This window comes from Salipaludibacillus neizhouensis (assembly GCF_002886185.1).
GTDB classification, from domain to species: domain Bacteria; phylum Bacillota; class Bacilli; order Bacillales; family Salisediminibacteriaceae; genus Salipaludibacillus; species Salipaludibacillus neizhouensis.
Window position 1 is genome coordinate 479,007 of record NZ_KZ614146.1, and the last position, 19,573, is coordinate 498,579.

The window sequence follows — 19,573 nt, forward strand, 5'->3', positions numbered from 1 at the left end:
AAACGTGTGTCGGGAAATGGTATACTAAAGCCCGAAATCAGTCGGAGGTATTGCTTATGAAAATGGGGATGTCGAAACTATTAACTCCCTTTCGAGTTATTTTAATTTCATACATTGTCGCAATGTTTTTTTTCAGTGTGTTACTTTACTTACCGTTTTCGTCCCATGAAGCCGTCTCGGTAAGTTATACAGAAGCGTTATTTACATCAGTGAGTGCTGTTAGTGTTACGGGATTAACCGTTGTTAATGTTCCGGAAACTTACAATGCTTTAGGTGTATTTTTCCTTGCTTCTGCGATTCAATTAGGTGGAATTGGTGTCATGACTTTGGGTACATTCGTGTGGATGGTATTAGGCAGAAAGATTGCCCTGTCTCAGCGAATGCTTATTATGGTTGACCAAAATCAGATTTCTTTTTCTGGGTTAGTCAAATTGATGAGAGGAATTTTAGTTGTTGCTTTTGGTATTGAACTGATTGGAGCAATGATTTTAGGTACTTATTTTCTCAATTATTTTGATACGCCACTAGAGTCGTATTATCAAGGGGCTTTTGCGTCTTTATCCGCATTTACGAATGCTGGATTTGATGTGACCGGTCAATCGTTAGTACCATTTGCGGATGACTATTTTGTGCAGCTAGTTGTCATTTTGCTGATATTTGCGGGTGCGATAGGTTTTCCAGTGCTAATGGAACTGAGAGAATACTTTTCGTCCAGAAATCCCAATTTCCGCTTTAGTTTATTTACTAAAATTGCTACGTCTACGTATTTTATCGTATTTTTTATCGGTATGATCGGGCTGTGGCTGATTGAGTATACACACTACTATGACGGCTTATCCTGGCATCAACAGCTATTTTTCTCAATGTTTAATTCTGCGACGGCTAGAAGCGGCGGACTTGCTACGATGGATGTGTCTCAGTTAACGTTAGCCAGCTTGCTTTTATTATCAGGCCTTATGATCATCGGGGCTAGTCCTTCGAGTGTAGGCGGGGGGATCAGAACGACGACTCTTGCAGTCATGTTTTTAACGATTCGCAGTTTTGCATTAGGGAAAAGTGACGTGAAAGTCTTCGGTAGAGAAATTCATGTAGAGGATAAACAAAAAGCCTTTATTGTCTTATCTGTGTTTGTTATTGGATTATTTGCATCGATTTTGCTCATTGCTGCTTTTGAAAGTAGCGGGGAGATCGAATTAATGGCGATTATCTTTGAAGCAAGCTCTGCGTTTGGGACTTGTGGATTATCTATGGGAATTACACCGAGTTTAACGTTTCCTAGTCAAGTAACGTTAATGATCCTTATGTTGATTGGTAGAGTTGGTTTAGTGGCCTTCTTATTCTCGATCAGAGCGGAAGAAAAGAAAACACATTTCAAGTACCCGACAGAACGAATCATCATTGGCTAATCTGGTAAATAAAAGATATTGTGGGAAAACAGCCTGTTATTTTATGAGCAAAGTCTTTGTGTGAAAGAGGTAGAGCCAATAGTGATATAAAAATCAAAAAATACGTGTCACTGTTGGACATTCCACTTTCTAAAAAAATGTGGTAAGATTATTTAGTCAGAAAATTACCTCGATTCAGCGCTATTAAACGCTTTTCTGTAAAAATAGTTGCTGTATCCGCTTTCTTGACGAAGTGGGAATGGAGGAGTAAAATAAAGTTGTCACATTTTACTCAATGTTGTCTGATGAACGGGTATTTAACAACGCTTTTGGAAGACTTATTTCTTTAAAAGGAGGTTTACGAGATTTCATAATCTTATATGTATCATCTCCGGAAAACTATAATACAGGGGGAGAGAGCTAGATGTCCAATAATCGTGAATTTCTTTACAGAAGACTCCATTCTTTGTTAGGTGTGCTTCCTATCGGGCTTTATTTGATTGTTCACTTAATGGTGAATAATTTTGCAGTAAAAGGACCCGAGGCCTATAATCAAGCCACTCATTTCATGGAGAATTTACCTTTTCGTTATTTCATGGAGGTAACAATCATATTTTTGCCAATTATCTTTCATGCAATTTACGGCCTTTATATTGCCTTTCAGGCGAAGCATAATACGTCTACATATAGTTATTTTAGAAACTGGATGTTCCGAATCCAGCGAATTACAGGCGTAATTGTATTAATTTTTATTACATGGCATGTTTGGGAAACAAGAGTTGCCTCTGCATTTGGTGCGGAAGTAAATTTCAATATGATGGCTGAAATTGTAAGCAATCCTTTTGCTTTAGCTCTATACATCATCGGTATTACAGCAACCACGTTCCATTTTGCTAACGGACTTTGGTCTTTTGCAGTAACTTGGGGAATTACAGTTTCACCCCGGTCTCAGCAAATAATGACCTACGTGAGTATAGCTGTTTTCGTGGCAGTAACATTTGTAGGGGTTCGTGCGATACTAGCATTTGTGGGGTAATTTAAGAGAAGGAGTGTTAGAGATATGAGCAAAGGAAAAATAATTGTTGTTGGTGGCGGTCTTGCCGGTTTAATGGCAACAATTAAAGCAGCAGAAGCAGGAATGTCTGTCGATTTATTTTCTGTCGTACCTGTAAAACGGTCTCACTCCGTGTGTGCACAGGGAGGAATTAACGGGGCTTTAAATACGAAAGGTGAAGGCGATTCTACATGGGAGCATTTTGATGATTCTATTTATGGTGGGGATTTCTTAGCTAACCAACCTCCTGTAAAGGCAATGTGTGAAGCTGCACCAGGAATTATTCATCTTTTGGATCGCATGGGAGTCATGTTTAACCGTACAGCGGAAGGGCTTTTAGCACTACGACGTTTCGGAGGTACACAATTTCACCGTACAGCGTTTGCCGGGGCAACAACTGGCCAACAGTTACTATATGCTTTAGATGAGCAAGTTCGTCGTTTTGAAGTAAGCGGACTTGTAAATAAATACGAAGGCTGGGAATTTTTAAAAGCAGTACTTGACGAAGACGGTTCCTGTAGAGGGATTACTGCTCAAGATCTCACTTCTTCAGAAATTCATTCTTTCCGTGCAGATGCAGTTATTCTTGCAACTGGAGGACCTGGAATTATTTTCGGGAAATCAACAAACTCGATGATTAATACAGGATATGCAGCTGCTGCTGTTTATGAGCAAGGTGCTTATTATGCAAATGGTGAATTTATTCAGATTCACCCGACTGCTATCCCCGGTGATGATAAACTCCGTTTAATGAGCGAATCAGCTAGAGGAGAAGGTGGACGAGTCTGGACCTATGATGAAGATGGTAAGCCTTGGTACTTTTTGGAGGAAAAATATCCTGCCTACGGAAACCTTGTTCCGCGAGACATTGCTACACGTGAAATTTTCCACGTGTGTGTAGATTTAAAACGTGGAATTAATGGAGAAAACATGGTTTATTTAGATCTTTCTCATAAGGATCCTAAAGAACTGGATCTAAAGCTTGGTGGAATCATGGAAATCTATGAAAAATTCATGGGTGATGATCCTCGAAAAGTCCCTATGAAAATTTTCCCGGCTGTTCACTATTCCATGGGAGGACTATGGGTAGATTACGATCAAATGACCAATATTCCTGGGTTATTTGCAGCTGGTGAAGTAGACTACTCCATTCATGGTGCGAACCGTTTAGGTGCTAACTCGCTACTTTCTTCGATTTATGGGGGAATGGTCGCCGGACCTAACGCTGCAAAATATATCGAAGGTCTAGAGAAGGCAGCAGAAGATTTACCAGATGATATTTATGAAGCTCAAAAACAAAAAGATAGAGCTGATTTTGACAAGGTCCTATCAATGAAAGGTACAGAAAATGCCTTTAAACTTCATCAAGAACTAGGATTATTAATGACGGAAAATGTGACTGTTGTCCGAGAAAATGATAGACTTAAAGCAACCGATGAAAAAATAGTAGAACTCCTTGAAAGATATGAGAATATTAATATTGATGATACCTCGAAATGGAGCAATCAAAGTGCTATTTTTATTCGACAATTACGATCAATGATGAATTTGGCTCGAGTTGTGACAATTGGGGCTTTGAATCGAAATGAAAGTCGCGGAGCTCATTATAAGCCTGAGTTTCCAGACCGAAATGATGAGGAATTCCTTAAAACAACGAAGGCTAAATTTAATCCGATAACGAAAGATCCTGAATTCGAATATGAGGAAGTTGATATTTCATTAATCAAACCTCGTAAGCGTGACTATACAGCGAAGAAAAAGGCGGGTGAAAAAGCATGAGTGAAAAAACAATCAAGCTCGTGATCAAACGTCAAAAGAACGACACAGGGGAATCATATGATGAAAGATTTGAACTCCCTTATCGACCAAATATGAATGTTATCTCCGCCTTAATGGAGATACGCAGAAATCCTCAAAATGAAAGTGGAGAAGATACAACTGCAGTGGCATGGGAAGCGAGCTGTCTAGAGGAAGTTTGTGGAGCTTGTTCAATGATCATAAATGGTAAACCCAGACAATCCTGTACAGCTTTAATTGATCAGCTGGAGCAGCCAATTCGACTTGAGCCAATGCATACTTTCCCAGTTGTTCGTGACCTTGTGGTTGATCGCAGTCGCATGTTTGATTCTCTTAAGCGAGTTAAAGCTTGGGTGCCAATTGATGGAACGTATGATCTTGGACCAGGGCCGAGAATGCCTGAAGCAAAAAGACAATGGGCATACGAATTATCAAAATGTATGACATGTGGTGTTTGTTTACAAGCTTGTCCGAACGTAAACAGTAAGTCTGAATTTATTGGACCGGCTGCATTGTCTCAGGTTCGCCTTTTTAATGCTCACCCTACAGGTGCAATGCATAAGGCAGAACGACTTGAAACATTGATGGACAGTGATGGCGGACTTTCGAACTGTGGTAACTCACAAAACTGTGTAGAAGCCTGTCCAAAAGGAATCCCATTGACAACGTCGATCGCAGCTTTGAACCGGGAAACAACGCTTCAATCATTTAAAAACTTCTTTGGTACAGACCACACAGCATAATATAAGTGGGATGTAGATCATGTAAAGCAAGGAAGTCTTTGCAATAAATATTGAGGATAGAGGGTGACTTTGGTCACGCTCTATTTCTTAAAAAATAAAATGAATGAATACTCATTCGTTAGGGGGGCTTTTATGAAACCTGATTACATAAAGGACTTGGAGACTTGGAAAGATGAATTCCAACTTTTCTTTCCTGTATCTGTTCGATTTTCTGAAACAGATGCTTTTGGTCATTTAAATAATACGGTGTCTTTTGTTTATTTCGAAACAGCCAGAATTGAATTTTTTAAGGAAACAGGACTCATGCAACGTTGGATGTCCCGTACCGGAGAGAACATTCCTGTTACTGCTGATTTGCAATGTGATTACAGGAAGCAGATTTTTTTTGATGAGAAACTCAACATAGGGGTAAAAGTTGCCAAGGTTGGTTCTTCCTCTCTTGATTTACATTACGTAATTCTTAATGAGAACAAAGAAGTTTGTATGACTGGCAGAGGTAGTATCGTTCAAGTTTCAAAGAAAACAGGTAAATCTTCTGCATGGGAAACAGATATTAAAAATATATTGGGAAATTTAGTTAATTTATGATGCTACTCGGGTCGTAAAAAACTGATGCGGTTTAACAAAATACGCTCTGCATTTTCTTGTCACTTTTAGCTTCTTTGAAACGGGTGGGTCTTTATTACAGTCACATATGAAATATGTTTTACATAAGCTATTGATGACTAAATCTTCGCTTAAATCATGGTTTAAACAGCCCGTGCAAGAAAGGGTGAAACTATTGAAGGATCACGATTTCAGGCCGAAACCACTTTTAACAAAACGCGAGAGAGAAGTGTTTGAGCTTTTAGTTCAAGATCAGACAACGAAAGAGATTGCTTCTCAATTGTTTATTAGTGAGAAGACAGTTCGTAATCATATTTCCAATACGATGCAAAAATTGGGAGTTAAGGGGCGCTCTCAGGCTGTAATTGAATTGGTTCGATTAGGAGAACTGAAAATCTAATGAAAACCGGCTTCTTGAAGAGGGGCCGGTTTTCTGTTTTCATAAATATTTGGCAATTATTCTTCATTGACGAAACGTTTAGATATTCTATATGATGAAAATAGAAAATATTTAAAGTGGGTGTCCGGCTGTTATGAAAGGACCATTTAACGTTCAAAAAATATTAAATAATAATGTTGTTATTGCAGAATCTTCTAGCCATGAAGAAGTGATTTTTATTGGCAAAGGAATAGGATTCGGGAAAAAATTCGGAGACACATTCGAGGCGACGTATTATGAAAAAATATATTCCCTTGTGGATGAAAGAGAAAAGGAAAAGTATATTCATCTAGTCACTAAGGAAACGGAAGAAACGTTACTTATCATTCATGAAGCAATTGAAAAAATTCATGATTCTATTGGTTTCCAGATTGAAGATACTATTCACTTTGCGATCACTCAACACTTAGCTTTAGCTCTGCAAAGAACAAGAGATGGCACAGATATTCAAAATCCATTTTTGACCGAAACAAAATGGCTTTATTATGATACCTATAAAATCGCTGAGGATATTGTTGCATTTCTTTTCCAAGCGACGGAACTTAAATTGCCGGATGCTGAGATAGGCTTCATTACGCTACATATTCAAAGTGCCATTCGTCATACTGACACCATGATCTCTCCAACCTCGGACCTTTTTACAAGGTGTGTGAAATATGTAGAGGAAAAAATGGTTGAACCTAATAAAAAGGATACTCGTTCGTTTCGCAGGTTTACAGGACAATTAAAAAATATGATTCAGGACCCTTTGGATGACGTTGCTTCTAAAGTGGACAAAGAAATCATTTTATCCTTGAAGAAAAATAATCCATTGTGCTATAATATATCTCGAAACGTCATTCGGATGATTGAGAAATCTGCCGACCTTAAAATAAGTGATGCAGAAGTTATCCAATTAATGATTTCACTTAGATCCTTAATTGCAGAACAACATAATAAAGCATAACTCGTTTACGTGTTACTGAATTTCAGGCATGAGTGAAGAGGTGTGTATGAAAAGGAAAAAAGCTAGTGTGTTTTTCTTTATTGAAGTTTATTCTTCACTTTTCATAGACAGCCATTACTCATGTCTTTTTATATGCTGTTTTAATGAAATCTTCTGTGTTTAAGAGGAAATGTAGCGTAGAAGATCGAAATAAGGGTATAAATAGTAAGAGGAGTTTATGTTTTATAATTGGAAGTATTTGAATTATCCGAAGGGTACTATTATAATTAACTCATTATGGAGAAGGAGTGTTTAAACATGGCAGAACAAACGTTTAAAATTACAGCAGAAACAGGAATTCACGCTCGTCCAGCAACTCAATTGGTGAACAAAGCAGGTCAATACGAGTCAGAAGTTACATTGGCTTATAACGGTAAATCTGTTAACTTGAAATCAATCATGGGCGTAATGTCTTTAGGTGTTGGACAAGGTTCTGAAGTAACTATTAAAGCTGAAGGTCCAGATGCTGATCAAGCTATTAAAGGACTTGAAGAAGTTATGAAGCAAGGACTCTCTGATTAATGGCTAAAAAGCTTTCCGGCATTGCAGCATCTGCTGGGATCGCCATAGCAAAAGCTTTTCGTCTTGAAACACCTGATTTAACTGTTGAAAAGCAGACTGTGGATAACCCAGATGAAGAAATACAGAAGTTTGATGCATCCCTTGAAAAATCAAAGGCTGAACTAGAAGTGATTAAACAAAAAATGTTAGAAGATTTAGGCGAAGAACATGCAGAAATTTTTTCTGCTCACCTTCTCGTCTTGAGTGATCCTGAACTCGTTGATCCGATTAAACAAAAAATCAATAATGATAAGGTAAATGCATCTTTTGCTTTAAAAGAAGTTGCTGATCAATTTATTAGCATGTTTGAAGCGATGGATAATGAATATATGAGAGAGCGTGCTGCAGACATTCGTGATGTTTCGACGCGGGTTTTAGCACACGTTCTTGGTAGTCCGATTGTCTCTCTTGCGGAGATACATGAAGAAGTCATTCTCATCGCGGAAGATTTAACACCGTCAGATACAGCGCAACTTAACAAAAAGTTTGTCAAAGGATTCGTGACAGATATTGGTGGTAGAACCTCTCACTCGGCTATTATGGCGAGATCGATGGAAATTCCGGCGGTAGTTGGATCGAAGACCGTGACAAAAGACTCTGAGCAAGGTGTGACCGTTATTGTGGATGGTTTAGAAGGGAACGTTATTATTGATCCTTCTGAAGCAGAATTAGCCGAGTATCGTCAAAAATTGGCGGATCATGAAGAGCAAAAGAAAGAATGGGCGAAGCTCGTGAATGAACCTTCTGTATCTAAAGATGGTCATCACGTAGAGTTGGCTGCTAATATTGGCACACCAAAAGATGTCGAAGGTGTGTTGAACAACGGTGCAGAAGGAGTCGGTTTATACCGTACAGAATTCTTGTACATGGGAAGAGATGAACTGCCAAACGAGGATGAGCAATTTGAATCTTACAAAAAGGTTGTAGAAAACCTTGATGGAAAACCTGTTGTAATTCGGACTTTAGACGTAGGTGGCGATAAGGAACTTCCTTATTTAGATCTTCCGAAAGAGATGAATCCATTCTTAGGTTTCCGTGCTATTCGTCTTTGTTTAGAACAAGATGACATGTTTCGAGTGCAGCTTCGTGCTTTATTAAGAGCGAGTGCATTTGGTAACTTGAAAATCATGTTCCCGATGATTGCAACACTTGATGAATTCAGACAAGCGAAAGCGATGCTTGAAGAAGAAAAACAAAAACTCATCGATAAAAATGTTGAGGTAAGTGAAAAGATTGAAGTGGGAATTATGGTCGAGATTCCATCTACTGCTGTAATGGCGCCTCAATTTGCTAAGGAAGTTGATTTCTTCAGTATTGGTACAAATGATTTAATTCAGTATACGATGGCTGCTGATCGGATGAATGAACAAGTATCTTACTTGTATCAGCCTTATAACCCAGCAATCCTTCGTTTAGTGAAGATGGTCATAGATGCCTCTCACGCGGAAGGCAAATGGACAGGCATGTGTGGAGAGATGGCAGGCGATGAAGTTGCTATCCCATTACTTCTAGGCTTAGGACTGGATGAATTCAGTATGAGTGCCACATCCGTTTTACCCGCAAGGAGTCAATTACGTAAAATATCAAAAGAAGAAGCAGAATCGGTTGCAACGAAAGCTTTAGAACTTAATACTTCTGAAGAAGTGAAGCAACTGGTTGAAAAAACGTTTCTTTAATACGATATTACTATTTGAACATGCTCTTTATTAAGTGTTTAGAATAGAATAAAGTAGAAACAAACGCTGGTTTTTAACCAGCGTTTTGTTTTGTAAGATAAGAATTTATAAGTTGACAGCTATCTTTACGCCACACGCATCAAGGGAAGTTCGCTTCCTTTCGAGTAGCACCTACACGCACTAAATAGGTGCTACTCGGGGGTGGCTTTAAAGATCACGCTGTATTTAATAAAAGACGCTTTGCGTTTTTCTTATAGAGACAAGTTCGCAGGTAATGCAAGTCTTGTCCTGAGGAATTCTGAGGAATCACTTGAAATATAGCCGAAAAAGAAGGAAAATAGAACTATTCATAGGAATCGAAAGGAGGAAGGCAATGCCTGAACAAAAGCATGTAGAAAAAATCGATGAGGTACAAGTAGAACATATTGAAAAATCACTGCGAATGATTGCAGACATTGTCAAACAAAAAGGACGAGAGATTCTTAATGAATTTCCTATTACACCTCCTCAATTTATCGCTTTACAATGGTTGCATGAATTTGGCGATATGACGATTGGCGAATTGTCATCAAAAATGTATTTAGCCTGCAGTACGACGACTGATTTAGTGGATAGAATGGAAAAAAATGAATTAGTTGAACGTGTCAAGGATTCCAAAGATCGACGTGTCGTTAGAATTCATTTACTTGATAAAGGTACAACAATAATACGCGAAGTGATTAACCAAAGGCAAGGATATTTACAAGGTGTTTTAGAAGACTTCTCGAGAGAAGACGTTGATATTTTAGAAAAAAACTTACGTTATCTTTACGATGAAATGAAACGTGATGCAAAAAGCTGGAAATCATTTTAATTAAGGAAGAGGACGTTTACCATTGAATAAACCTATAGGAGTTATTGACTCAGGAGTTGGCGGGCTGACGGTCGCATCTGAACTGATTCGGCAATTACCCAAAGAAGAAATTATTTATATTGGAGATACATCCCGATGCCCGTATGGTCCAAGACATGAAGAAGAAGTACGGAAATATACATGGGAAATGATTGACTATCTCTTGCTTCATGAAATTAAACTATTAGTAATTGCTTGCAATACAGCTACAGCCGTTGTATTAGAGGAAGCGAAGGAGAAGCTATCCATACCCGTGATTGGAGTAATTCATCCCGGGGCGATTGCCGCGTTAAAGAGCACACGAAAAAATCATATTGGCGTTATTGGTACTGAAGGTACGATCTCCAGCGGGGCTTATTACCAAGAATTAACGTCTATTAATAATGATGTGAAAGTAGTAAGTGTAGCTTGTCCTACGCTTGTGCCCCTCGTGGAAAGTGGAGGTTTCACAGGAAATCACGCAACTGAGATTATTGAGCATGCCTTAAAGCCTATTTTAGAATATGATATTGATAGTTTAATTCTGGGCTGCACGCACTATCCTTTGATTTTAGCTAAAATTCAGGAGATAGCCGGTCCCGATATTAATATCATTTGCTCCGGTGACGAAACAGCTAGGGAAGTTAGTGCACTTCTTTATCATAATAAATTGCTTTATTTTGGTACAAGAATTCCGATTCATCTTTTCTATACGACTGGGTTTCCGGAAACATTTGAAAAGGTTGCCTCCGACTGGCTTGACCGTGATGATTTGATTGTGAAAGTAACTGATTTGAATAAACTAGAAGTAAGTGAATGGTATTAGTTATCATTTTATCAGCCTATCCTTTATTTATTCCTTTATGGATGGGCTTTTTTGGATAGAAAGTATAAGTTGACAGCTATCTTTACGCCACACGCATCAAGGGAAGTTCGCCCTCCTTTCGAGTAGCACCTACACGCATTACGTAGGTGCTACTCGGGGTGGCTTTAAAGATCACGCTGTATTTAATAAAAAACGCTTTGTGTTTTTCTTATCGATATCCCAGTTACTCATTCTTTTTTCGCATTTTTCTCCGCGAACTTTTTTCTTTTGGTCTAAAAAGAAAGATAGCTCGTATATATCTGTAGTACAAACAGTCAAGGAGGGAATGCAATGCATCGCAAATGGAAACAAAGAGGTACTACGATGTTAATCATTGGAGCAACGGTAATGCTCATTACTGCTTGTGGGTCTGAGGAAACAAATGATGTGCTTGAAGAGATTGACCCGCCGCAAATTGATTATATTGAGGATGAAGAAGAGCTAGATTTAGAAGTATTTGAAGCAGAAAGTAATAGTGAGGGTGATCAGCTTAGTTCGATCACGCAAGAAGAAGTAGACGAAGGTGATAATACAGCGGAAGAAAAAGGTGGTTCCGAAGAGAATGGAGATGCCAAAGAAAAGGGTGGCGCTTTAGAAACAGGGGACGTTCAAGAATTATATCTTCTTGATAAAAACGGGATGGTCGCTCCCCAATCGATTTCTATCGAGTTAGGGGAAGACGAAGTAAAGACTCTCGTTGATCATCTTGTGCAAGAAGGACCAATCACGGAACAGTTGCCTAATGGTTTTCAGGCGGTGCTTCCGGCTGGAACAGAGGTTGTGGAATCAGCGGTAGACAAACAAGGTGTTGCCACAGTTGATTTTAATACGGTATTCAATGATTATCATCCGTCTCAGGAACTGCAAATTCTTCAATCATTAACCTGGACTCTTACACAATTGGATGATGTAGACAGAGTGAAGTTGAAAATGAATGGAGAAGAACTAACGGCAATGCCGCAAAATGATACGCCAATTGGGGAAGGTTATACACGAGATCATGGTATTAACTTAGAAATGAACGATCAAGCAGATCTTGTAGCTACAACTCCAGTAGTTGTCTACTTTCTTGCCCAAAATAACGAAGAAACCTATTATGTCCCTGTAACAAGAAGGGTTAATGAAACCGAAAATAAATATGAAGCGGTAATAAATGAATTACTGGAGGGACCATCCTATACCTCTCAATTACTCACGGATTTTCGTGAAGAGGTAGCCTTAATGGAGGAACCTACGTTTAAAGACGGTACGTTGCACCTTGACTTCAACGAAGGATTGTTAAGTCAGATAAATGGTACAGCGATGTCTGAAGAAGCGTTAAATATGCTCGTACTTTCTTTGACGGAGCAAGAAGAAGTGGAAGATGTTTCTCTTTCTATAAATTCTGATCCATCTGTAATGGTAAGTAATGGACAGGAAGTATCAGCACCTGTCGCTCGACCAACGCATGTGAACTCAGGAAGATTTTAATAATTATACGAAACAACAAAATAGATAGAAAAGATTCTACGCGTTTTTCTTACAAGATAAGAATTTATAAAATTGGCAGCTACCTTCACACCGCGCGTATCAAGGGAAGTCCACCTCCTTTCGAGTAGCTCCTACACGAATTACGTAGGTGCTACTCGGGGCGGTGGAAGCTGACGCTGTATTTAATAATAAAAGACGGCTATGCCGTTTTTCTTATAAATTTGAAATTGATGTTGGAAAGATTTATGATGAGAAGGGGTGGCTATAATGAGCTGCTTCTTCTTTTCTTTACATATGTAGTGATTTTCGACGAATATGTACATCCTATAATTACATGAGTTTCAGTTTGATTGAGAGAAAGGGGAAATATATGAGATATGAAAATCGTGAAATAGACGAATTAAGAAATGTAGAGATTCTGCCTGGCTATATTAAGCATCCAGAGGGATCTGTACTTATAAGTTTTGGAGATACAAAGGTTATTTGCTCAGCGAGTGTGGAAGACCGAGTTCCTCCTTTTATGCGTGGCAAAGGAAAGGGATGGGTAACCGCGGAGTATGCCATGTTACCTAGAGCCACAGAGCAACGTAATATTCGTGAATCATCGAAAGGGAAAATTACAGGGCGTACCATGGAGATTCAACGTCTGATTGGTCGTGCATTGCGGTCTGTGGTTGACTTAGATAAAATTGGGGAGCGAACTGTCTGGATTGATTGTGATGTCATACAGGCCGATGGAGGCACTAGAACAGCATCCATTACTGGAGCATTCGTAGCGATGGGATTGGCGTTTGAAAAACTGATTAAAGAGGGAAAGGTAAAGTCTAACCCTCTTAAAGGATATCTAGCGGCAATTTCTGTTGGGGTAGACGAGAAACAACAAGCGATGCTTGATCTGGATTATGTAGAAGATTCTCAAGCTAATGTGGATATGAATGTGGTCATGACTAGCGACGGCGAGTTAGTCGAAGTACAAGGTACAGGGGAAGAAGCGACTTTTTCCAGAAAACAATTAAACGAAATGCTCGATCTTGCGGAGAAGGGTATTGAAGAATTATTTCTTATGCAGAAAAATGTTCTAGGTGCATTTGGGGATAGTATAGCAAGTAAAAGAGACCGTAAAGCGGATGGAGAGTAGTTAGACATGAAGGAAATATTTATTGCAACAAGAAATAGCGGGAAAGTAAAGGAATTTGAGGCATTTTTTCAGGAACGTGGGTTACAGGTGAAATCTCTCCTGGATCTGCCAGATGAAATTGATGTAGTAGAGGATGGTAAAACGTTTGAAGATAACGCGATAAAAAAAGCGGAAACCATCGGTAAACGAATTGGCATGCCTGTTTTAGCGGACGATTCTGGTTTGGAAGTGGATGCATTACAAGGTGCTCCGGGGATTTACTCCGCCAGATTTGCTGGTCCAAAAAAAGATGACGGTGAAAATAATCAAAAGCTTTTGCGTGAGCTGGAAAATGTTCGTGACGAGGATAGAACTGCCAGATTTGTATGTGCACTTGCAATCTTTTTTCCTAACGGCAAGGTTCAAACAGTTCGTGGTACATGTGAAGGGAAGATTGGTTATGAATTGATGGGGGCTCATGGATTTGGGTATGACCCATTGTTCAAGATTCCAAATTCAGAACAAACGATGGCTCAATTGGAAAAACACGAGAAAAATAAAATTAGTCATCGTGCAAAAGCGTTATTAGCTCTTGCAGATCACTGGGATGATTGGGCCGCGACGAATAAATAAGTAGTAAGGAGTGAAGGAACTATGAAGGCTTTAATTATGAGTGATAGTCATGGATGGGAAAAGGAAGTCCAATTACTTGTCGATCGTCATAAACAAGAAGTAGATGCTATCTTTCATTGTGGAGATTCTGAACTAACATCGGATTCTGGTTGCTTAGAGGCTGTTACTACTGTTCGCGGGAATTGTGATTTTGGAGATGATTTCCCTGAAGAAGTCGTTGAGGAAGTAAGAGATACGCGCTTTTTAATTGCTCATGGTCATTTGTTAAATATTAAAATGACACCGACGAATCTTATTGAACGTGGGAATGAAGAGGAAGCTGATATTTTATGTCATGGGCATTCACATATACCTGTAGCGATGCAGGAAAACAACAAAATCATCATTAATCCAGGCAGTATCCGCCTTCCGCGTCAGTATCCAATCGGAACTTATGTGATTGTGGAAACATCAGAAGATGAGGTAGATGTGACGTTTTTATCTATGGCGGGAAATAAAATTGAAGATTTAAGTAAAAATTTTAAGAAAACCAGTTGACATATTGGCTGAGATTGTTTATATTAGATATTGTCGCTGTTAACAAAAACAGTTACTAACGCAAAAATATTTTAAACAATCTCAGCTCTTTACATAGTTTATAACTGAGAGAGTGACCGATCGATAGTAATAAAGTTTTGTTTTATATGCGGGTGTAGTTTAGTGGTAAAACCTCAGCCTTCCAAGCTGATGATGTGAGTTCGATTCTCATCACCCGCTCCAAATAATGTCTCAGTAGCTCAGCTGGATAGAGCAACGCCCTTCTAAGGCGTCGGTCGTAGGTTCGAATCCTACCTGGGACACCATACATAAACTTTCAAACCTCTTGGTTATCAAGGGGTTTTTTGTTTGTTTTAAAAGAGGAGTAGGCAGCTTTAACTTAACTGTGAGTTCTTTTCCTAATGGCTGGCTTTATTTTGAAAAAATTCTTGAAGTAGCGAAAGCGTCCGCCTAGAGCGAATTCAAGCGTCTCTCTGTCCTAAATGAACTATCTATCAGAACAACTTCACTATTAGTTTCACTTCGTTTTGGATACTTTAATAAAAAGAGAAGTTTTATTAAAGGAGCTCTATCATGTCCCTAGACGCGTTAATTATGGGCGTTGCTTTTATCCTCATCCACTTATTCGCAAACAATCTTATACCATCAGAGAGAATTCGACGATTAAAGTGGTTTTCATTTTCCGGAGGTCTAGCTGTATCCTATGTATTTGTCTACGTTCTTCCCACTCTGCATAAAGAACAAATTATTGTTAAAAAATATGGAGATTACTTTACGATGGAATCGGAATTATATTTTGTTGGTTTAATAGGACTAATCATATTTTATGGGATACAAAAGGTTGTTAGGAACGCACAAAAAACATCGTCGCCAGGCAAAGTTAAAACGCTATTTTGGTTACAAATCATCTTTTTTGGCGTCTATAATATGCTAGTGGCCTATACTGTTATTTCGCATGAGGTTTTGGGTATACAAGCGGTATTTTACGGTCTTGCAGTTGGAATGCACTTTATCGCGGTTGCTCATGATTTATGGAGGGAATACCCGGAGATCTATAATAAAGTAGGAAAATACGTTCTAGCCTTTGGCATCGTCGCCGGATGGACTTTAGGTATCGGAGTTAACCTTTCTCCTTTAACGGAATCAGTTATCTTTGCCTTTATTTCAGGAGCAATGATCTTAAATGTTTTAAAATATGAACTGCCTCCAGATGATGAAGCACACTTTATTACGTTTTCTATTGGCGTGATTTCATACACTACCATTACGATGTCGCTTAAGTTTTTCTTTCAGTGGTAATCTTCTGTTTCCTTTACCAAGATGAAATTTCTTGGCACGGGTAGAAAGAAAAGAAAGGAAGGGCAAAGCCGATCTTCATCGACTTTGGCCTATTCAATACGTTCCATGGATTTTAAATCGTTAATTTTAATCCATTCCCCTGAAATTTTTAATTGGTGAAGTTGATGATCGATATGGTCAATGACTCCACTGATTTCGGTATCATATCCATTATTCCAATAAATGATGCGTACATCGATTGTGTAATTCAAGGACTCCATGGCAACAAAGCCGAGCTCTGTTAACTCATAGTCATTTAGGTTTGGTTTGGGGTCCTTTGTCACTTCTCTGTTTCGGTTACGTAATGCCTGGATATGTTCAGGAAGCATCATTCGGCTTCCTTCCCACATAAGGTTACCTCTCTTGATGTAATCACTCATTTATAATGTCCTCCTATTTTCGCAGCACGTTCATCGGATTGACTGGCTTGAAGAAGAGCAGATGCCCGACGAATTGAGGTTTTTCCATACTTTACGTTAATTTCATCCATTGTATAGCCAAGTTGAATACGATGTTCCTGGTCGGGATCAAACAGACTTAGTTGAACCATCTGATCACTCGTAAGACTGGATAAGGAGACGCCAAGGCGACGGATGGGAAACGTATCCCAAAATGTTTCCAAGAGCTCACAGGCGTAATGAAACACAGATGTGGTGACATTGGTTGGTTCCATCATAGTAAGCTGTCGATGAAAGCCGGTTGGGTGATCGTAGCTTGCTCCTGACATGCTTAGAGTGATCGTTTGTCCCATGACGTGAGAGCTTCTTGCACGCAGACAAACTTCTTCGCAAAGCTCCAGCAATACCACTTTGATATCTTCCTTTTTATGATAGTCTGAAGGAAGGGTCATCCCGTGCCCGATTGCTTTTTGACTATTCGTGGAAGAGGTGGAAACTGGAGAATAATCAACACCATTTGCATTCATCCATAAAACCTGTCCGTGTATTCCCCATCTATTTTTTATCTTTTTCACATCTGTTTGTGCCAGTTCTCCGATTGTTCGTATAGCCATCATTCGTAAATGATGACTCATCCGAGTTCCTGCCCGGAACAAGTTTTCGATTGGCATCGGCCATAACGTATGAGTCAGTTCCTCTTTTTTCAGGTGAAAAATACCTTCTTTCGTTTTTTTAGCGAAATTATCACATGCCATTTTGGCTAAAACTTTGTTTTCTCCAATTCCCACCCGAGCGCGGACGCGGATCTGTTTCTGGATGTCGTGTTGAATCTGGCGGGCTATCTCATAGGGGTCACCGAATAATTTTTGAGAATGGGTAAGATCCATGAACTGCTCATCAATGCTGTACGGTTCTACGATGTCGGTATACCTTTCCAAAATTTCAGTGATTGCTAACGAACTATCAATGTATTCCTGCATCGTTGGAGGTACAACGACCAGGTGTGGACATTTTTGCTGCGCTTCCCACAACCGTTCGCCATTTTTAATACCTGACTTCTTGGCGAGAGGACAAGCAGCTAAAATAACACCGGATCTTCGTTTGGGGTCTCCGGAAACGACGAGAGGCTGATCTAGGTTTTTATAATGCTTCGCTTTTTCCACAGAGGCAAAGAATGATTGCATATCAACTAAAAAGATGACTTTTTTCATAGCTGTAATCCCTCCTTAGGCACAATAATACCTAAGGAGTCGGAAGAAAACAAGAACATTTGTTCGGTAATATTTGGGTCTCATAATTCAATTGATCGGAAAAGAACTCATATACGAAGAGAGACATGGGGAAATATAATGCAGAGGGTAATAAAAAATATTTTTAATAATCTTTTTGAGACGTCATCAATGTCAGTTAGTGACTGGAAGAAAGGAAATTACGTGTATCTATTCCATCAAGCATAAGTGTCATGTCCTCGTGTGAAGATTTGACAGAGAAAGAAACGACGTGCCAGCCTTTTAATTTCAAATATAATAAAGAGAGTCTAGAAAAAAGCGTTCTAGGTTTTTCTTCAATGAAAGCCACTCTAAATGGTTCGAGTGCTAAAGGGATAAATACAAAATTAAGTTGCAAACCGCATGATACATAGTATCTTCGAGCAACAAGGGCTTCATATAATTGTCGTTGACTGTCCGTTAAGATACTTAGTTCGTATTTTTTCACAGTAGTAAAATAGGGGCGCGAATAGTGTACGGTCATGGTATGTGTTAATACGATAACGAACATAGCTATCAGCATAAAGAAGAGAGTAGTCATTTTTATCCATCCTCACTTTCTATCTATCGATTGAAAAACTATATGTATACTTAACATTTTCAAAATCGTTGAAAAATAAACGTGAATCACAAAAGTATTGAAAAAAGACGACGATAGTCATAATTGTATTTGTTTTTCTACTTGACAATTGATAAACTAATGAGACAGATGTGAGAAATCTACATAATACAGAATTAAAAACGAAAGGAGGATAGCTAAAATGGGGAAGCAGGCAAATGGTCATGATGACAATGTTATCCTTTTTCCAGGACTTGTTGCAAGGCTTGTAGAAAAAGGAATGTCATCTTTAAAAGAGAAAAAATTGTATGATGCGCTAACATATTTTAAACAGTCGACAGATTTGGAACCGCAGCATCCACAAGCCCGTTATGGACTAGTCATCACGAATATCGAGCTGAACCGTTTAAATGAGGCAAAGAAATATTGTGAATCCATGCTTAAAGAAGGGATTGGAGAATATTTTGATGTGCTTCAAGTTTACGTCTCTCTTCTTATTCAGTTAGGTGATTACGAAGAAGTAGTAGGATTACTGGAGACGGTAATGACAGAAGAGAAACTGCCTGCAAAAATGGCAGAATCATTTTACCACTTGTTGGATTTCGCAAGGAATATGACAGAAGGGTTTGAAGAGATCGCGGACGAAGTAGACTTCGGGGAAAAGGATTCGCTTGAAATGGTCCCTTCAACCGATGAACTTATTAAGGTTTTGGAAAAGGGTCATCCTGATCAGCAATGGGGGGCGATTCAACAACTGAGTCACTATGACTCCAGTGAGGTTCAAAATGCGTATCGTGCTTTTCTGAAAGATAAAGATCATTCACCAGTTCTAAAAAGCTATCTCCTTCAAATTTTAAGAGAAATGAAGCATCAAGGAGTATATGAAGTACATAAATTTAATGAGCAGTATCAAGTGAATATTGAAGACTTGGAAGATGTATTTCATGAAAAGTTTGGAAACGAAGTGATTCACAGACTTGAACATGAACTCGGACAAGAAAATCCATCATTATTTGAAATGGTGGGGCAAGTCTGGTGGCACTATTTATTTGCGATATACCCTCAGGCACCCATTCCTTTAGATATTGAAGTGTGGGCTTGTGCCTTGCATCACATGGGAAACAGTTTAATGGAAGAGGAAACGTCGTATATAGAAGATGTCCTTCCATTCTATGGAAGCGAAAAAGAAGCAACAGTAACCGCAGTGAAACAAATGAAGGAAATCGAGTCATTACTATTTGCAACGGATCAGACACATACATAATAATGGA

Annotated in this window: 20 protein-coding genes and 2 tRNA genes; 19 read left to right on the forward strand and 3 right to left on the reverse strand. The window is 38.9% G+C overall.

What is annotated here, in order from left to right; all coding sequences use genetic code 11:
* Positions 1–56: 56 nt before the first annotated feature.
* The 18 genes from CEF18_RS02070 to CEF18_RS02155 all read left to right on the forward strand — a co-directional run bounded on the left by CEF18_RS02070 (position 57) and on the right by CEF18_RS02155 (position 16,038).
* Positions 57–1,406: a TrkH family potassium uptake protein gene (locus CEF18_RS02070; RefSeq protein ID WP_110934944.1), complete on the forward strand. Its 1,350-nt coding sequence runs from the start codon at positions 57–59 to the stop codon at positions 1,404–1,406.
* A gap of 403 nt (positions 1,407–1,809) precedes the next feature.
* Positions 1,810–2,421: a succinate dehydrogenase cytochrome b558 subunit gene (locus CEF18_RS02075; protein ID WP_110934945.1), complete on the forward strand. Its 612-nt coding sequence runs from the start codon at positions 1,810–1,812 to the stop codon at positions 2,419–2,421.
* Positions 2,422–2,445: 24 nt separating this feature from the next.
* Positions 2,446–4,218 (forward strand): succinate dehydrogenase flavoprotein subunit, encoded by a 1,773-nt coding sequence (gene sdhA / locus CEF18_RS02080; protein WP_110934946.1) that lies wholly within the window; start codon positions 2,446–2,448, stop codon positions 4,216–4,218.
* Entirely contained in the window at positions 4,215–4,979 is a 765-nt protein-coding gene (gene sdhB / locus CEF18_RS02085) for a succinate dehydrogenase iron-sulfur subunit (protein WP_110934947.1), read from the forward strand. The genes sdhA and sdhB overlap by 4 nt, the downstream gene beginning before the upstream one ends.
* Positions 4,980–5,111: 132 nt before the next feature.
* A complete protein-coding gene (locus CEF18_RS02090) occupies positions 5,112–5,567 on the forward strand; it encodes an acyl-CoA thioesterase (RefSeq protein ID WP_110934948.1) in 456 nt (151 codons plus the stop codon).
* A gap of 193 nt (positions 5,568–5,760) precedes the next feature.
* Positions 5,761–5,985, forward strand: coding sequence for a helix-turn-helix domain-containing protein (locus CEF18_RS02095; protein WP_110937557.1), 225 nt, complete (start codon positions 5,761–5,763; stop codon positions 5,983–5,985).
* Positions 5,986–6,118: 133 nt separating this feature from the next.
* Complete coding sequence (locus CEF18_RS02100) at positions 6,119–6,970, forward strand: PRD domain-containing protein (protein ID WP_110934949.1); 852 nt, start codon at positions 6,119–6,121, stop codon at positions 6,968–6,970.
* 297 nt (positions 6,971–7,267) lie between these two features.
* Complete coding sequence (locus tag CEF18_RS02105) at positions 7,268–7,531, forward strand: phosphocarrier protein HPr (RefSeq protein ID WP_110934950.1); 264 nt, start codon at positions 7,268–7,270, stop codon at positions 7,529–7,531.
* Positions 7,531–9,246, forward strand: a complete 1,716-nt coding sequence (gene ptsP, locus CEF18_RS02110; protein ID WP_110934951.1) for a phosphoenolpyruvate--protein phosphotransferase — start codon at positions 7,531–7,533, stop codon at positions 9,244–9,246. The genes CEF18_RS02105 and ptsP overlap by 1 nt, the downstream gene beginning before the upstream one ends.
* 373 nt (positions 9,247–9,619) lie before the next feature.
* Positions 9,620–10,099, forward strand: a complete 480-nt coding sequence (locus tag CEF18_RS02115; protein ID WP_110934952.1) for a MarR family winged helix-turn-helix transcriptional regulator — start codon at positions 9,620–9,622, stop codon at positions 10,097–10,099.
* Between the two features lie 22 nt (positions 10,100–10,121).
* Positions 10,122–10,943, forward strand: coding sequence for a glutamate racemase (gene racE, locus CEF18_RS02120; RefSeq protein ID WP_110934953.1), 822 nt, complete (start codon positions 10,122–10,124; stop codon positions 10,941–10,943).
* A gap of 330 nt (positions 10,944–11,273) precedes the next feature.
* Positions 11,274–12,452: a GerMN domain-containing protein gene (locus tag CEF18_RS02125; protein ID WP_110934954.1), complete on the forward strand. Its 1,179-nt coding sequence runs from the start codon at positions 11,274–11,276 to the stop codon at positions 12,450–12,452.
* Positions 12,453–12,822: 370 nt separating this feature from the next.
* Entirely contained in the window at positions 12,823–13,590 is a 768-nt protein-coding gene (gene rph / locus CEF18_RS02130; protein WP_110934955.1) for a ribonuclease PH, read from the forward strand.
* A gap of 6 nt (positions 13,591–13,596) precedes the next feature.
* Entirely contained in the window at positions 13,597–14,202 is a 606-nt protein-coding gene (locus tag CEF18_RS02135) for an XTP/dITP diphosphatase (RefSeq protein WP_110934956.1), read from the forward strand.
* Between the two features lie 21 nt (positions 14,203–14,223).
* On the forward strand, positions 14,224–14,739 hold the full coding sequence (locus CEF18_RS02140; RefSeq protein ID WP_110934957.1) for a metallophosphoesterase family protein: 516 nt from the start codon (positions 14,224–14,226) through the stop codon (positions 14,737–14,739).
* Between the two features lie 148 nt (positions 14,740–14,887).
* Positions 14,888–14,961, forward strand: a tRNA-Gly gene (locus CEF18_RS02145).
* A 6-nt stretch (positions 14,962–14,967) separates the two neighbouring features.
* Positions 14,968–15,044: transfer RNA gene (locus tag CEF18_RS02150), tRNA-Arg, on the forward strand.
* Positions 15,045–15,312: 268 nt separating this feature from the next.
* Positions 15,313–16,038, forward strand: coding sequence for a hypothetical protein (locus CEF18_RS02155; RefSeq protein ID WP_110934958.1), 726 nt, complete (start codon positions 15,313–15,315; stop codon positions 16,036–16,038).
* Positions 16,039–16,127: 89 nt separating this feature from the next.
* On the opposite strand, the gene CEF18_RS02160 is transcribed toward CEF18_RS02155, so the two are convergent.
* The 3 genes from CEF18_RS02160 to CEF18_RS02170 all read right to left on the reverse strand — a co-directional run bounded on the left by CEF18_RS02160 (position 16,128) and on the right by CEF18_RS02170 (position 18,284).
* The gene (locus CEF18_RS02160; RefSeq protein WP_110934959.1) at positions 16,128–16,457 is read right to left on the reverse strand and encodes a YolD-like family protein; all 330 of its coding nucleotides are present in this window, start codon (positions 16,455–16,457) and stop codon (positions 16,128–16,130) included.
* On the reverse strand, positions 16,454–17,686 hold the full coding sequence (locus CEF18_RS02165) for a DNA polymerase IV (RefSeq protein ID WP_110934960.1): 1,233 nt from the start codon (positions 17,684–17,686) through the stop codon (positions 16,454–16,456). The genes CEF18_RS02160 and CEF18_RS02165 overlap by 4 nt, the downstream gene beginning before the upstream one ends.
* 196 nt (positions 17,687–17,882) lie before the next feature.
* Positions 17,883–18,284 (reverse strand): hypothetical protein, encoded by a 402-nt coding sequence (locus CEF18_RS02170; protein ID WP_110934961.1) that lies wholly within the window; start codon positions 18,282–18,284, stop codon positions 17,883–17,885.
* 220 nt (positions 18,285–18,504) lie between these two features.
* Between CEF18_RS02170 and CEF18_RS02175 the strand changes: the two genes are divergently transcribed.
* Positions 18,505–19,566 carry a tetratricopeptide repeat protein gene (locus CEF18_RS02175; protein WP_110934962.1) on the forward strand — a complete coding sequence of 354 codons (1,062 nt, stop codon included), beginning with the start codon at positions 18,505–18,507 and terminating at the stop codon, positions 19,564–19,566.
* The last annotated feature ends 7 nt before the right edge of the window (positions 19,567–19,573 follow it).